This is a genomic window from Streptomyces sp. Je 1-79, from assembly GCF_025195125.1.
Lineage (GTDB): Bacteria > Actinomycetota > Actinomycetes > Streptomycetales > Streptomycetaceae > Streptomyces.
Window position 1 is genome coordinate 195,103 of the sequence record NZ_JAMGSL010000001.1, and the last position, 14,568, is coordinate 209,670.

Genomic DNA, 14,568 nt, shown 5'->3' on the forward strand with positions numbered 1-14,568 from the left:
TTCGTCCTGCGGGTCTCGGCCCTGCGCGTCGGGGTCCTGGGGGTCTCTGTCCTGAGCGGTCGTCATGCCAGCACCGCCGAGCGGTACGTCTCGTGGGCGGCGACCAGCTCCGGGTGGCTGCCCTCGGCGGCCACGCGGCCCTCGTCGAGCATGACCACGACGTCGGTCCCGGCGAGCAGCGCGGGGCTGGTGGTGACCAGGACCGTGGTGCGGCCGTTGCGCAGCTCGCGCAGCCGGCCGGCGATGCGGGCCTCGGTGACCGTGTCGACGGCCGTGGTCGGGTCGTGGACGACGAGGACCGGCGGGTCGGCCGCCAGGGCCCGGGCGAGCGCGACCCGCTGGCGCTGGCCGCCGGAGAGCGACCGGCCGCGCTCGGTGAGGACGGTGTGCACGCCGTCGGGCAGGGCCTGGGCGACGTCGTCCGCCGCTGAGGCGGCGAGCGCCGGTCCGAAGTCCGCGCCGTCGCCGTCGGCCCCGGCCCGTACGTTGGCGAGGAGGCTGTCCTCGAACAGGTCGGCGTCGTGGTGGGCGACGAGGATCGCGCGGCGGGCGTCGTCCGGGCCGAGGTCGGTCAGCGGCACCCCGTCGAGCTCGACGGTCCCCTCCGCGGGGTCGAGTTCGCGGCCCAGGCAGAGCAGCAGGTCGTTCGCGGCCGCCGCGTCACGGGCGACGACCCCGACGAGGCTGCCGGGGGCGATGTCGAGGTCGACCCCGCGCAGCGCGCCCTGGATGACCCCGCGAAGGCGCAGCCCGCCGGTGACCGGGTCGGGCAGCGCGGCGGTGCCCGCACCCACGGCGGGAGGCGAGGCGAGGACCTCGGCGATCCGCTCGGCGGAGGCACGGCCCTGGGCGAACTCGCCGTTGACGTAGGTGAGGAGCTGGAAGGGGCCGAGGAGGTACTGGGCGAGGCCGACGGCCGCCACCAGCTCACCCACGGTGATGCTGCCGCTCATCGCGAGGTGGGCGCCGACGAGGCCGATGGCCGCGATGAAGATGCCGGTGAGCGCGAGGATCGCGCCGTCGTGCCAGGCCCGGCTGGTCGCGGCCCGCAGCGCGGAAGCGAGCGAGCTCCGGCTCGTCTCCCGGTAGCGGGAGACCGCGGCCGCCTCGGCGCCGATGCCCTTGAGTACGCGCAGGCCGGCGACCAGGTCGGCGGCGACTCCGGACGCGTGGGCGGCGTGCTCCTGCTCCGCCTCGCTGCGCCGCTCGAGCGGGCGGCTGATGACATGGCCGAGCCAGAGCAGCGGCGGGACGCCGAGGAGGACCAGCAGGCCGAGCGGTACGGAGATGCGCAGCAGTGCCACCGCGCTGATCGCCAGACCGGCGATGGCGGACAGGGTGTACGGGAGTGCGGCGGCGACCGAGCCGACGCGTCGGGCGTCGCCGGTCGCGACGGCGGTCAGCGCGCCGGGCAGCCGTCCGCTGTCCGCGCCGCCGCGCGGGTCGAGCACGCGGGCGGCGAGGTCCTTGCGGATCCGGTGCGCGGCGGACTCGCCCGCGCCCTCGGCGAGCCGGGCGGAGTTCCGGTAGCAGGTGGACAGGATGAGGAACAGGCCGGCGAGCACCAGGAGCCACCGCAGGAGGGCGCCCGAGGAACCGGTCGCCACCGCCTCGTCGATGACCAGACCGATGACGACGGGGACGAGAGCCTCGCACGCCTGATGCGCCATGCCCAGGAATGAGGCCCAGGTGACACGGCGGCGTTGGTCGGCGAGTGCTCTGCGGAGGACGAGGCCCCCCGTTGGTCCTCCAGCGGGCATGCGGCGCCTCCACAGGAAAAGGGCTGGATAGTTAGGTAAGGCTACCTTAAACATCGCAGGTGCCAAGGGTGCCCGCGGGTCCCCCGTCGTCCCCTCGGACCCGGCTGACGAGGTGCGAAGCACCGCCACGTTGACCTCTCCACGACTGTACGGTTAGGCTCACCTAAGTTCCATCGTCGGGTGTGTCATGTCGCTTGCCGCACCCCCATGTTCATCGCCTCGCGCGGTCCGCGGGGTGCTCGTTTCCGCCGCCAGGGGAGTGGTCGTTGTCCGTCGAAACCCAGGCGGCGTCCGGAACCGGGACCGGTGGCCCCGCCAGGCCCGTCGTGCCCACGGCACGTCCGGCCGCGGTGGCCCTGCGGGGGCTCGGGCTCCTCGTCGCACTCGGCGCACTGGTCCTCGTCTCCCTGCTCAGCGTCTGGGTCGGCACGCGCGGCATCCCGTTCACCGCGACATGGGACCTCCTGTGGTCACCTGACGGCTCGGAAGCCTCCGTCATCGTGCACGACTACCGGATCCCCCGTACCCTCCTCGGACTTCTGGTGGGGGTGGCCCTCGGCCTGGCCGGCGCCCTGATGCAGGCACTGACCCGCAATCCGCTCGCCGATCCCGGACTGCTCGGTGTGAACCTGGGCGCCTCCGCCGGCATCGTCGTGGCCATCGCCTTCGTCGGCGTCGCCACACCGCTCGGCTACGTGTGGTTCGCCCTCGCGGGAGCCGCCGCCGCCTCCGTGGGCGTCTACCTCCTCGGCTCCTCGGGACGGAAACTGGCCACCCCCGACCGGCTCGTCATCGCCGGAGCCGCGGTGACCGCCGTGCTCTACGCCTTCAACTGGGCCGTCCTGCTCTTCGATCCGGAGGCGTTCGACCAGTTCCGCTTCTGGACCGTGGGCTCGCTCGCCGGCCGGTACTACGACATCGTGCTCCTCGTCCTGCCGTTCGTCCTCGTCGGCCTGGTCGTCGCCTTCCTGCTGGCCCCCTCCCTCAACGCCCTGGCCATGGGCGACCAGATGGGACGCTCCCTCGGCGTCAACGTCGGCCGCACCCGCGTACTGGCCGCCGTCGCCGTCATGCTGCTGTGCGGAGCGGCCACCGCCGCCGCCGGACCGATCAGCTTCGTCGGCCTGGCCGTCCCGCACATCGCCCGGTTCGTCAGCGGGGCCGACCAGCGCTGGGTGTTCGCGTACTCGATGCTGCTCGCCCCGGTCCTGCTCATCGGCTCGGACGTGGTCGGCCGTGTGCTCGGCGCCCCCGGCGAGGTGCAGGTCGGCATCGTCACCGCGTTCATCGGAGCCCCCTTGTTCATCGCGCTGTGCCGCCGTCGAAAGCTGGTCATGCTGTGAGCGCCGTACGGGAGTCGACCGCACCCGCGCCCGGATCCACGAAGAACCGCGCCCCCCGCGTCGTCAGCGGCCGGGTCGTGCGCATGGGACCCGGCGGTGTCTCGGTGCGGCTCCAGGGACGCGCGGTCGCCGTGACCACGCTGCTGCTCGCCTCGCTCGTCGTCGTCATGGGCATCACGCTGACCACCGGAGACTTCCCGCTCAGCGTCGGAGAGGTCTTCGGGGCCCTGACCGGGAACGGCTCCGGAGCCGCCGACTTCGTCGTCAACACCCTGCGCATGCCGCGCATCCTGACCGCGGTCTTCGTCGGCGCGGCCCTCGGGGTGAGCGGGGCGATCCTGCAGAGCCTCACCCGCAACTCCCTCGGCAGCCCCGACATCATCGGCTTCACCAACGGCTCGGCCGTGGGCGCGCTCGTCGTCATCATCGTGCTGCACGGCAGCATGACCCAGATCGCGCTGGGCGCGCTGGTCGGCGGACTCGCCACGGCCCTCGCCGTCCATCTCCTCATGCTCGGACGCGGGTTGCAGGGGTTCCGGCTGGTCGTCATCGGCATCGGTGTCAGCGCGCTGCTGCTGGCGGCCAACTCGTACCTGATCACCCGGGCGACCTTCCAGGAGGCCCAGGAGGCGCAGGCGTGGATGATCGGCAGCCTGGGCAACCGGCTGTGGATGCACGCCAACGCCATCGGCATCGCCCTCGCCGTCCTGCTGCCGCCGGCCCTGCTCCTCTCGCGCCGCCTGGCGATGGTGGAGATGGGCGACATCACCGCGACGGCCCTCGGCGTCAACGTGACGCGGACCCGGACGGCGCTCTTCGTCATCAGCGTCGCCCTCGCCGCCTTCGCCACCGCCGTCACCGGCCCCATCTCCTTCATCGCCCTGGCCGCGCCCCAAGTCGTCCGCAGACTCACCCGCTCCTCCGGACCCGCGCTGCTGCCCGCCGCCCTCATGGGCGCCGTCCTGCTCCTCCTGAGCGACCTCGTCGTGCAGCGGGTCTTCGCGCCCGCGCTCCTGCCCGTGGGCGTGGCGACCGGCGCCGTCGGCGGGGTCTACCTCATCTGGCTGCTGATCACCGAGTCGCGAAAGAGCCGCGCATGACTGCACAGAACTCCCCGCAGCCCCGGCTGCGCGCCGAGGACCTCACGCTCTCCTACGACCAGCGGACCGTCGCCACGTCCCTGAGCGTGGACATCCCCGACCACTCCTTCACGGTCATCATCGGACCGAACGCCTGCGGCAAGTCGACGCTGCTCACGGCGCTCGCCCGGATGCTCAGGCCCAAGGCCGGGCAGGTCTACCTCGACGGCGCCGCCATCGCCTCGTACCGCTCCCGTGAGGTCGCCCGCCGGCTCGGCCTGCTCCCGCAGTCCTCCAGCGCGCCCGGCGGCATCACGGTCGGCGATCTCGTGGCCCGCGGCCGGTACCCGCACCAGCGGCTGCTGAAGCAGTGGTCCGCCGAGGACGAGACGGCCGTCGTCGAGGCGATGCGGCAGACCGGCGTACTGGAACTGGCCGACCGCCCCGTGGACGACCTCTCCGGCGGCCAGCGGCAGCGCGTCTGGCTGTCCATGGTGCTGGCCCAGCAGACCTCCCTCCTGCTCCTCGACGAGCCGACCACCTTCCTCGACATCGCCCACCAGGTCGAGGTGCTCGACCTCTGTGCCGAGCTGCACGCCCGCAAGGGCCACACCGTCGTGGCGGTCCTCCACGACCTCAACCAGGCCTGCCGTTACGCCACTCACCTCATCGTGATGAGGCCCGGCGGAACGATCGCCGCGCAGGGCGACCCGGCCACCGTCATGACCGCCGAGCTCGTCGAGGACGTGTTCGGCCTGCCCTGCCGGATCATCGACGACCCGGAGACCGGGACCCCGCTGATGATCCCGGCCGCGCCCAGGCGGTTCGACCCGGAGGCCGACGCGGCCACCGCCCCGGACACGGCCGACGACGCCGTGCTCGCCGAGACCTCCTAGGACGGACTGCCCATGATGCTGTGCACGAGGCTGACGAACGCCCGCATCCTCACCATGGATCCGGACCACCCCGTCGCCCACGACCTGGGCATCTGGAGGGGGAGGATCGTCGGCCTCGACGAGGCGGTGACCTCCCTGCCGGCCCGCGAGGTCGTCGACCTCCAGGGCGCCACCGTCCTGCCCGGGTTCATCGACAGCCACGTCCACCTGGCGTGGACCGGCCTCAAGGCGAGCTCCCCGAGCATCGCCGGTCTCGACCGTGTCGAGGACGTCCTCGACGCGGTGGCGGACGCCGTCTCCCGCAAGAACGCCCCCGGCTCCTGGGTGAGCATCGGCGGCTACGACCAACGGGCCCTCGGGCGGCACCTGACGGCCGCCGAGCTCGACCGCGTCAGCCAGGGCCACCGGCTGTTCGTCATGCACGACTCCGGTCACGCCTGTGTCGTCAACACCGCGGTGCTCGACCTGCTGCCGCCGGAGGTGCCGCACGACAACGGCGTCCTCGTGGAGAGCGCGATGGGCGCCGTGCGGCGACTTCGCCTGCCGTACGCGCAGGAGGAGCTGGCCGACGCCATCGAGTACGCGGCGCGCGAGTGCCTCGCCGAGGGCGTCACGGCCTGTGCCGAAGCCGGCATCGGAGGCGGCCTGCTGGGCCACAGCCCCGTCGAGCTCGGCGCCTACCAACTCCTGCGCGACCAGGGCCGCCTGCCGCTGCGCGTCCAGCTCATGCCGGGCGGCGACACCCTGCGGCCGCTCGGCGCCCACGAGCACGACGGCATCCCGCGCGCGCTCGACCTCGGCCTGCGCACGGGCTTCGGCGACGACTGGCTGTCCGTCGGCGCTCTCAAGATCTACACCGACGGCGGCATGATGGCCCGGACGGCCGCCCTCACCGCCCCGTACGAGGGCATGGAGACCACGGGCCAGCTCCAGGACGACCCCGAGCGCCTCACATCCCTCATCGTCGACGGCCATCTCGCCGGCTGGCAGCTCGCCGTCCACGCCATCGGCGACCGGGCCGCGGACCTCGCCCTGGACGCCCTGGAGCGGGCCCAGGAGCTCAGGCCCCGCACCGACGCGCGCCACCGCATCGAGCACGCCGGGCTCATCCGGCCCGACCAGCTCCCCCGCTTCGCCCGGCTCGGGCTCAGCGCCGTGGTCCAGCCCAACTTCCTGCGCTACTTCGGCGACGACTACGCGACGATCATGGGCCCGGAGCGCGCGCCCTGGATGTACCGCGGCCGGGGCTTCCTGGACCACGGCGTCACGCTCGTCGGCAGCTCCGACCGGCCCGTCACCGACGGATCGCCCCTGCGGGCCGTCCAGTTCATGGTCGAACGGGCCTCCCTGTCGGGACAGCTCATCGGCCCCGACGAGGGGGTCACCGTCGACGAGGCGCTGCGCTCCTACACGGTCGGCGGTGCGTACGCCTGCCGCTGGGACGACAGCGCCGGCACGCTCGGCCCCGGCAAGCGCGCCGACCTCGTCGTCCTCGGCGACGACCCGCACCGCGTGGACACCTCCCGGATCGGCGACATCGAGGTCCTCGCGACCTTCGTGGACGGGCGTGAGGCGACCGAGGGGCGCAAGCTGTGAGCGCGTCCACGGATCCCCTGACCCGGCTCTCCGCCCTGTGGCAGGCGCCCGAGGCGCCGCCCCGCTGGGTCGTCTGGCATGCGAGCGAGGGTGAAGTCATGGTGTTCGACCGGGAGCTGAACATCCCGGCCGACGTGGACGACGCGTCCCTCGCGGAGGTCGTCCGCCGGATGCGGGCGGCCGGAGCGCCCGAGAGCGACGACTACCCCGGCCGGCCGTGCTGACCGGGGCGGGCACGGCGCACCTGGGCGTGGACCCGCTGCCGGGGCCCTGGCGTGGCGGTCACGGGCCGCGCCTGTGGGCCGTAGGCGTGCGTGCGTACGGGCCGCGGGCGGACGACCTGCGCGCGCTGCTCGACGACGGCGAACGCAGCCGTCTCCAGGGCTTCGTACGGGCCGCCGACCGCGCTCGGTACCGCGTCGCGCATGTCGCCCTGCGCCAACTGCTGGGCGCGTACCTGGAGACGGATCCGGCCGCGGTGCGACTCGTCCGTGAGACCTGCCCCGGCTGCGGCGGTCCGCACGGCCGCCCGGCCGTGGCCTCTGCCGGCGGCCTGCCCGTACCCCTCCACTTCTCGCTCTCGCACTCCGGCGACGCGGTCCTGCTGGGCTTCGCCGACACCGCGGTGGGCGTCGACGTCGAGGAGGTGCCGGCCCCTGAGGTGGCCGCCGAAGTGGCCGAGCTGCTGCACCCGGCCGAACGGGCCGAACTGGCGGCGCTGGCGCCGTCGGAGCGCGCGGCCGCCACGGGGCGGTGCTGGTCCCGCAAGGAGGCCTACCTCAAGGGGGTCGGCATCGGGCTCGGTGAGAATCCGTCCGTCACTTATGTGGGGACAGGTGCCACCCCGGCCGCCGTTCCCGGCTGGTCCGTGAGCGACGTGCGGACGTTCCCGGGCTACACGGCGGCCTGCGTGACGCGGACGGCCCCCACGCGGACCGGCGCACAGGCCGGCTGACGGCCCGGCGGCCGGGCGGCCGACTTGGTCATGAAGTTAGCTAAGGCTACCCTTAGTTCGACTGTTCCACCGGGTTGGGCGGCGACCCCACCGCCCCTTTCGTGCACGGTGGAACCGAGGAAGGAAAGCCTTGACCACGGCCACGCCTCGCCAGGCCACGCTGTCGCCTCGCGTACTCGATTCCGCCGGCCTCCCCACGCTCTCCCTGCGGCCCGCGCGGCCCGAGGACGCCGCCGCGCTCGCCCGGCTCTCCCGGCCGTTCGTCCGCTCGGGAGCCCTGCGGGAACGCCCGCTCTCCCTGTACGCCGCCCACGCCTCCGACTTCCTCGTGGCGGAGACCCCCGAGGGGACGCTCGACGGGTGCGTCGGGCTGCGTGCCCACCCCGCCGACGAGGCCGCCGGCCGTCCCGCCGCGGGCGTCCTCTACAACTTCTGTGTCGCCGGGCGCCGACAAGGCTGCGGCGTGGGAGCCCGGCTGCTGAACGCCGCGCTGGCAAGGGCACGCAACCGGTCCCTGCGCAGCCTGTTCACCGCCACCACCGGCGGCGGCCACCTCTTCCTCCGGCACGGCTTCGCGCCCGCCTGCGCGAACCTGGCCCCCGCGTCCTGGGCACAGTCCCTGGACCCCCGGCGCAACGCGCGGATCCTGGCCCGGGCGCTGTAGGCCCTGTCCAGTACCACGAAGGGCGGGCCCGGAGCCGTTTCGGCTCCGGGCCCGCCCTTCGCTGCGAGGGTCGCGCGGTGGTTCAGGCTGCGTCGAGGATCGCCGGAAGGGCCTTCACCAGAAGGTCGGCCTCGTCCTCCGTCATCGTCAGGGCCGGAGCCAGGCGTACGACTCCGGGCCCCGGCGCGTTGACGAGGAACCCGGCCTCCTGCGCCGCCCGTTGGACGGACGCGGCGACCGGTTCGGTCAGGACGACGCCCAGGAGAAGCCCCGCGCCCCGCACCTCGGCGACCCGTGGATGCGCCGCCGCCTCGATGCCGTGGCGCAGCCGCTCTCCCACGCGTACGACCCGGGCGAGCAGCCCCTCGGCCTCGATGGCCTCCAGGACGGCGAGACCGGCCGCGCACGCGACGGGATTGCCGCCGAAGGTGGAGCCGTGCTGACCGGCCGACAGCAGCTCGGCGGCCGGGCCGAAGGCCACGGTGGCACCGATCGGGAGCCCGCCGCCCAGGCCCTTGGCGAGCGTGATCACGTCGGGGTCCGCGCCGTCGGCCGCCTGGTGCGCGAACCAGTGGCCGGTGCGGCCGATGCCGGTCTGCACCTCGTCGAGGACGAGCAGGCTCCCGGCGTCCCGGGTGATCTCGCGGGCGGCCCGCAGATACCCGTCGGGCGCCGGGAGCACACCGGCCTCGCCCTGGATCGGTTCGAGGACGACCGCCGCGGTCTCCTCCGTCACGGCCTCGCGCAGCGCCTCGACGTCGCCGTACGGCACATGCGTCACCTCCCCGGGCAGCGGCAGGAAGGGGGCCCGCTTCGCCGGCTGACCGGTGAGGGCCAGCGCGCCGAGCGTCCGCCCGTGGAAGCCGCCCTGCGCCGCGACGAGGTGCGGACGCCCCGTCCGGCGGGCGATCTTGAAGGCCGCCTCGACCGCCTCCGTACCGGAGTTCGCGAAGAACACCCGGCCCTGGCGCCCGCCCAGCAGACCGAGGAGCCGCTCGGCCAGGGCCACGGGCGGCTCGGAGACGAACAGATTGGAGACATGCCCCAGTCGGCCGATCTGCGCGGTGACGGCCGAGACGACGGCCGGGTGGGCGTGGCCGAGCGTGTTGACCGCGATCCCGCCGGTGAAGTCCGTGTACGCGCGGCCCATCTCGTCCCAGACGGTGCTGCCCTCACCCCTCACCAGCGCCAGCGGCGGGGTGCCGTACGTGTCCATGATGACCGCGCTCCAGCGGTGCGCGAGTGGTGTGGCCCCGGTGTCGGCGGTCACGCGCGATCCTCCTCGGTCTCGGGCTCCTCGTCAGGGACGACCGTCGTTCCCGGGCCCTCCTCGGCGAAGACGCCGCGCAGCAGGGCGTGCGGCACCCGGCCGTCCAGCACATGGGCTTTGCCGACACCCTCGCGGACCGCTCGCAGACAGCCCTCCATCTTCGGGAGCATCCCGCTCGCGAGCCCCGGCAGCAGCGCGTCCAGTTCACCGGCCGTGAGCCGGCCGATCACCTCGGTGCTGTGCGGCCAGTCCGCGTACAGCCCCTCGACGTCGGTGAGCACGACGAGCCGTTCGGCGCCGAGCGCGACGGCCAGCGCCGACGCCGCGAGATCGGCGTTGACGTTGTAGACCTCGCCGCCCGCACCCCGCGCCACGGGCGACACGACCGGGATACGGCCCTGGTCGAGCAGCATGCGTACGGTGCCGGGGTCGACGGCGACGACCTCACCGACGAGGCCGATGTCCACCGGCCGCCCGTCCACCCACGCCGGGCGTCGCACGGCCGTCATGGTGTGCGCGTCCTCGCCGGACATGCCGACGGCGAACGGGCCGTGGGCGTTGAGAGCGCCGACCAGTTCGCGCTGGACCTGGCCCGTCAGCACCATGCGGACCACCTCCATCGTCTCGGGCGTCGTGACGCGTAGACCCGACTCGAAACGAGTCTCCAGATCGAGGCGGTCGAGCATCGCGCTGATCTGCGGCCCGCCGCCGTGGACGACGACCGGGCGCAGCCCCGCGTGCCACAGCTCCACCACGTCCTGGGCGAACGTCCGGTGGAGCGCCGGGTCCACCATGGCGTTGCCGCCGAACTTGACGACCACGGTGCGGCCCTGGAGCTCCTCGAGCCACGGCATCTCGGCGACGTTCAGCCCGGTGGCCGAGCCGGCCGAGCCGGTGGCGGGACCGGTCGCCAGGTCGATCGCCGGGCCGGTCGTCGGGTCGATCACGGGACCGGTCGCCGGGTCGATCGCGGGGGCGATCGTCGGGACGGCCGTCGCCTGGTCGGCGGTGGCGGGCCGATCGGGGGAGAGCGACCGCGTCCGTGTGGTTCCCTGGCCCGTCATGAGCTGTACGCGCTGTTCTCGTGGACGTACTCGGCGGTGAGGTCGTTGGTCCAGATCACCGCGGAGGAGTCGCCCGCGCTCAGATCCACCGTGATCGCGATCCGGCGGCCCGCCATGTCGACCTTCTCCCTCGCCTCGCCCGCCGCGCCGTTCCGGCACACCCAGGCATTGTTGATCGCGACGTTCAGCCGGTCGGGATCGAAGACCGCCGACGTGGTACCGATCGCGGACAGCACTCGGCCCCAGTTCGGGTCCTCGCCGTGCAGTGCGCACTTGAGGAGATTGTTGCGTGCCACGGACCGGCCCACCTCGACGGCGTCCTCCTCCGAGGCCGCGCCGACGACGGCCACCTCGATCTCCTTCGACGCGCCCTCGGCGTCCGCCACCAACTGGCGGGCCAGATCCAGGCACACCGCGTGCACGGCCTCGGTGAAGTCCGCCGGATCGGGGGCGATGTCCGAGGCGCCGGAGGAGAGCAGCAGCACGGTGTCGTTGGTGGACATGCAGCCGTCGGAGTCCACCCGGTCGAACGTGGTGCGCACCGCCTGACGGAGCGAGGAGTCCAGCGCGGCGGCGTCGACGTCCGCGTCCGTGGTGAGGACGACCAGCATCGTGGCGAGACCGGGCGCGAGCATGCCCGCGCCCTTGGCCATGCCGCCCACCGTCCAGCCGCCACGGGAGACCACGGCGGTCTTGTGCACCGAGTCCGTCGTCTTGATGGCGCGGGCCGCGTCCTCCCCGCCGTCCGCCGTCAGCGCCTCCACGGCGGTGTCGATGCCGGGCTCGACACGGTCCATGGGCAGCAGGACGCCGATGAGTCCGGTGGAGCAGACCGCGACCTCGTGCGGGTCCACGTCCAGGGCCCGCGCGGTGCGCTCGGCCATCAGCAGGGCGTCGACGGCTCCGGCCTGCCCCGTACAGGCGTTGGCGCCACCGGAGTTGAGGACGACGGCCGATATGCGGCCGTCGGCGAGGACGCGGCGCGACCAGCGGACGGGCGCGGCCTGTACGCGGTTGGAGGTGAAGACGCCGGCGGCGGCGCGCGACGGCCCTCGGTTCACCACGAGGGCCAGATCACGATCACCGGATTCCTTGATGCCGGCGGCCACGCCGCTCGCAAGGAATCCACGGGCAGCGGTCACGCTCACGGAGCCACTCCATTCGTGGGCAGGCCCAGCCGTTCCGGCAGGCCGAGGGCGAGGTTCATGCACTGCACCGCGGCGCCCGCGGTGCCCTTCACCAGGTTGTCGATGGCGCTCACGCAGATCAGCCGGCCCGCTTCCGGGTCCACGGCGATCTGTACCTGAGCGGAGTTGGAGCCGAGGACGGCGGCGGTCGAGGGCCACTGTCCGGGCGGCAGCAGCCGGACGAACGGCTCGTCGGCGTACGCGGCCTCGTAGACCGCGCGCACCTGGTCCTGCGGGGCTCCGGCCAGGTCCGGGCGGAGACGGGCCGAGCAGGTGGCGAGGATGCCGCGGGCCATGGGGGCCAGCGTCGGGGTGAAGGAGACCGTCACGTGTTCGCCCGCCACCAGGGACAGGTTCTGCGTCAGCTCGGGGGTGTGGCGGTGGCCGCCTCCCACTCCGTACGGACTCATGGAACCCATCACCTCGGCGCCGAGCAGGTGCGGCTTGAGCGCGCGGCCCGCGCCCGACGTGCCGCTGGCGGCGACGATGACCGCCTCCGGCTCCACCAGCCGCGCCGTGTACGCGGGGAACAGGGCCAGCGTGATCGCCGTGGGGTAGCAGCCGGGCACCGCGATCCGCGTCGCACCCTTCAACTCGTCCCGGGCTCCGGGCAGTTCGGGGAGGCCGTAGGGCCAGGTCCCGGCGTGGCCGGAGCCGTAGAACCGCTCCCAGGCCGCCGGATCGCGGAGCCGGAAGTCCGCCCCGCAGTCCACGATCACCGTGTCGGGGGCCAGCTCCCGCGCGAGCGCGGCGGACTGCCCGTGCGGCAGGGCCAGGAAGACCACGTCGTGGTCGCGCAGGGACGCGGCCGAGGTCTCCGTCAGGACCCGGTCCGCGAACGCGGCCAGTTGCGGCTGTACGGACGAGAGCGGGCGGCCCGCGCTGGTGTGCGCGGTCAGCGCACCGATCTCCACGCCGGGATGGGCGTCCAGCAGGCGGAGGATCTCTCCGCCCGCATAGCCGCTGGCACCGGCCACGGCGACCCGTACGGTCATCTTCTTCGTCTCTCCCTGTACATGGGGGGGGTGGGCTGCGGTCTCAGGGTGGGCGCCGCAGGTCGCCGTCGGGGGGACCAGGTCACGCGTCCCGGTGAACGGCTGGTGGCACCCTGTTGAGCAGGAGGTCGCGCAACAGGGCCTCGGTCGTGCACACCACCCCGCTGCGGGCGGCCCACCGCAGCGCCATGGCGTGTTCCTCGGGGGAGAAGTCCGCCACGGCGTCGGCGACGACGAAGGGCTGGATGTCGTTCATGAAGGCGTCCGCCGCCGTCAGGAGCACGCCGAGATGGGCGTACACCCCGCAGACGATCAGCTGGTCCCGGCCCTCCTCGCGCAGCAGCCTCCCGAGATGGCTGCGCAGGAAGGCGTTCTGCCGCACGTTGGGGAGTACGTGCTCGCCCGTGCGCGGGGTGAGCGGCGCGATGATCGCGGCCGCTTCGGGTTCGTCTCCTATGCCCGGACCCCAGATGTCGGCGACGAGGCCGCGCTGGCCGGGCCGCTGGGCGGCCGGCTCGGCGCTGAAGACGACGGGTATGCCGAGGGCCCCGGCGAGTTCGCGCAGGGCCGCGATGTTCTCGACGAGTTCCACGACGGGACTCTGCCCGGCCGGGAACACCTCCACGAAGTGGTTCTGCATGTCGTGGACCAGGAGCGCGGCACGGCCGGGGTCGATGGACCAGGAGACGCAGGACCGGGGGATGGCCGAGCGGTCGGGCAGGGAGTAGGGGCCGACGGTCGGCAGGCCCATGGTGGTTCCTCCCCCCGGATGGCGTGCGCGAGTACGCGCCACCACCTCTCGCATATGGTTTAGCTTAGCCTAACCTAAGTTATGCCTGACGGGCGGGGCAACCGTTCTCCGGATGCGCCGAGTTGGAGTCAGGGGCGGGTGGAGGGGTGCCGGTGGTGTGCGCAGGAGGGGGTCGTGAGGAGTCGGCGGACCTGTTCTCCGGCCTCGGTCGCGTCCCGCGCCTCGACGGGGAACGGAAGACGCAGGTCGCAGTGGCCTTCGCGGTACTCGCAGCGCAGGGTGATGGCGTGCCGGTCCACGGCGAGCGGAAGGGCCCGCACCACTCCGAACGGCAGCCGCGAGCCGGCGAGCGCGACCAGGTCCGCCACCATGTCCTCGTGGGCGTCGGCGAGATGGGTGAGCATCGCGGCCTCTTCCACGGCGAGCGGGTCGGGCTCGGCGAGGGCGAACCGGTCGAGGTCGACGTCCTGGGTCCCGGCCGCGGTCCGCAGCGTGACGCGCGCCAGGTCGAGCCGGAGCCCGTCCTCGCCCTCCGGTCCCGCCGGGGTGAGCCGGCCCGAGATCGTGACGCGGGCCCGCACCCGGTCGCGCAGGGGGGTCGGCGCGATGTCGGTGAACTCCAGCAGGGCGGCGAGGCTGCCATCCGGAGCGGCCGCGACCTGGGCTTCCAGCGGGCTGTCCGGCTGGGAGGTGAGGGTGATCCGCCCGTTCCTGCCGATGGAGTGCATGCCGATCAGGTCGTAGCACCGCGCGTCGGTCGTGAGGGAGAGGGAGACCGCCCGGGCCAGCACGGAGCGGACCCGCTCCGCCGCGGCCGACTCGTGCGGGGCGGTGTCTGTGGCGGCGTTCAACGGAACTCCTCGCGGCGCGGTGGAAGTCGGGGCGCCTCCGGCAGGGGCGACCGACTCGAACTAAGGCAAGGCTAACCTAAGTCGCTTCGAAGAGTGGTGTCCAGCCCCCGTCTCCGGGTGCGCGCGGTGCCGCGGTCGCGCCCGGCCCCGGTCGCTC

At 73.4% G+C, this 14,568-nt stretch carries 14 protein-coding genes; 7 read left to right on the top strand and 7 right to left on the bottom strand.

Annotated elements, in window-relative coordinates; translation table 11 throughout:
* Positions 1–62: 62 nt before the first annotated feature.
* Positions 63–1,760 (bottom strand): ABC transporter ATP-binding protein, encoded by a 1,698-nt coding sequence (locus tag M5362_RS00785; protein WP_260225239.1) that lies wholly within the window; start codon positions 1,758–1,760, stop codon positions 63–65.
* A 266-nt stretch (positions 1,761–2,026) separates the two neighbouring features.
* Between M5362_RS00785 and M5362_RS00790 the strand changes: the two genes are divergently transcribed.
* The 7 genes from M5362_RS00790 (at position 2,027) to M5362_RS00820 (ending at position 8,293) form a co-directional block, all read left to right on the top strand.
* On the top strand, positions 2,027–3,103 hold the full coding sequence (locus M5362_RS00790) for an iron chelate uptake ABC transporter family permease subunit (RefSeq protein ID WP_261365455.1): 1,077 nt from the start codon (positions 2,027–2,029) through the stop codon (positions 3,101–3,103).
* Positions 3,100–4,203 carry an iron chelate uptake ABC transporter family permease subunit gene (locus M5362_RS00795; RefSeq protein ID WP_260225240.1) on the top strand — a complete coding sequence of 368 codons (1,104 nt, stop codon included), beginning with the start codon at positions 3,100–3,102 and terminating at the stop codon, positions 4,201–4,203. The genes M5362_RS00790 and M5362_RS00795 overlap by 4 nt, the downstream gene beginning before the upstream one ends.
* Positions 4,200–5,078: an ABC transporter ATP-binding protein gene (locus tag M5362_RS00800; RefSeq protein ID WP_260225241.1), complete on the top strand. Its 879-nt coding sequence runs from the start codon at positions 4,200–4,202 to the stop codon at positions 5,076–5,078. The genes M5362_RS00795 and M5362_RS00800 overlap by 4 nt, the downstream gene beginning before the upstream one ends.
* 15 nt (positions 5,079–5,093) lie before the next feature.
* Positions 5,094–6,674 carry an amidohydrolase gene (locus tag M5362_RS00805; protein ID WP_260225675.1) on the top strand — a complete coding sequence of 527 codons (1,581 nt, stop codon included), beginning with the start codon at positions 5,094–5,096 and terminating at the stop codon, positions 6,672–6,674.
* The gene (locus M5362_RS00810) at positions 6,671–6,898 is read left to right on the top strand and encodes a hypothetical protein (RefSeq protein WP_260225242.1); all 228 of its coding nucleotides are present in this window, start codon (positions 6,671–6,673) and stop codon (positions 6,896–6,898) included. Before M5362_RS00805 ends, M5362_RS00810 begins: the two co-directional genes overlap by 4 nt.
* On the top strand, positions 6,892–7,629 hold the full coding sequence (locus tag M5362_RS00815) for a 4'-phosphopantetheinyl transferase superfamily protein (protein ID WP_260225243.1): 738 nt from the start codon (positions 6,892–6,894) through the stop codon (positions 7,627–7,629). Before M5362_RS00810 ends, M5362_RS00815 begins: the two co-directional genes overlap by 7 nt.
* Before the next feature lie 130 nt (positions 7,630–7,759).
* The gene (locus M5362_RS00820; protein WP_374214383.1) at positions 7,760–8,293 is read left to right on the top strand and encodes a GNAT family N-acetyltransferase; all 534 of its coding nucleotides are present in this window, start codon (positions 7,760–7,762) and stop codon (positions 8,291–8,293) included.
* Between the two features lie 82 nt (positions 8,294–8,375).
* Here M5362_RS00820 and M5362_RS00825 read toward each other — a convergent pair whose 3' ends face one another.
* The 6 genes from M5362_RS00825 to M5362_RS00850 all read right to left on the bottom strand — a co-directional run bounded on the left by M5362_RS00825 (position 8,376) and on the right by M5362_RS00850 (position 14,411).
* A complete protein-coding gene (locus M5362_RS00825) occupies positions 8,376–9,563 on the bottom strand; it encodes an acetylornithine transaminase (protein ID WP_260225244.1) in 1,188 nt (395 codons plus the stop codon).
* Positions 9,560–10,417, bottom strand: coding sequence for an acetylglutamate kinase (gene argB / locus M5362_RS00830; protein ID WP_260225677.1), 858 nt, complete (start codon positions 10,415–10,417; stop codon positions 9,560–9,562). Before argB ends, M5362_RS00825 begins: the two co-directional genes overlap by 4 nt.
* 206 nt (positions 10,418–10,623) lie before the next feature.
* Positions 10,624–11,775, bottom strand: coding sequence for a bifunctional glutamate N-acetyltransferase/amino-acid acetyltransferase ArgJ (argJ, locus tag M5362_RS00835; RefSeq protein WP_260225245.1), 1,152 nt, complete (start codon positions 11,773–11,775; stop codon positions 10,624–10,626).
* Complete coding sequence (argC, locus tag M5362_RS00840; RefSeq protein ID WP_260225246.1) at positions 11,772–12,809, bottom strand: N-acetyl-gamma-glutamyl-phosphate reductase; 1,038 nt, start codon at positions 12,807–12,809, stop codon at positions 11,772–11,774. The genes argJ and argC overlap by 4 nt, the downstream gene beginning before the upstream one ends.
* Positions 12,810–12,891: 82 nt before the next feature.
* Entirely contained in the window at positions 12,892–13,560 is a 669-nt protein-coding gene (locus tag M5362_RS00845) for an isochorismatase family protein (RefSeq protein WP_260225247.1), read from the bottom strand.
* A 128-nt stretch (positions 13,561–13,688) separates the two neighbouring features.
* Positions 13,689–14,411, bottom strand: coding sequence for a DUF2470 domain-containing protein (locus M5362_RS00850; protein ID WP_260225249.1), 723 nt, complete (start codon positions 14,409–14,411; stop codon positions 13,689–13,691).
* Positions 14,412–14,568: the final 157 nt, after the last annotated feature.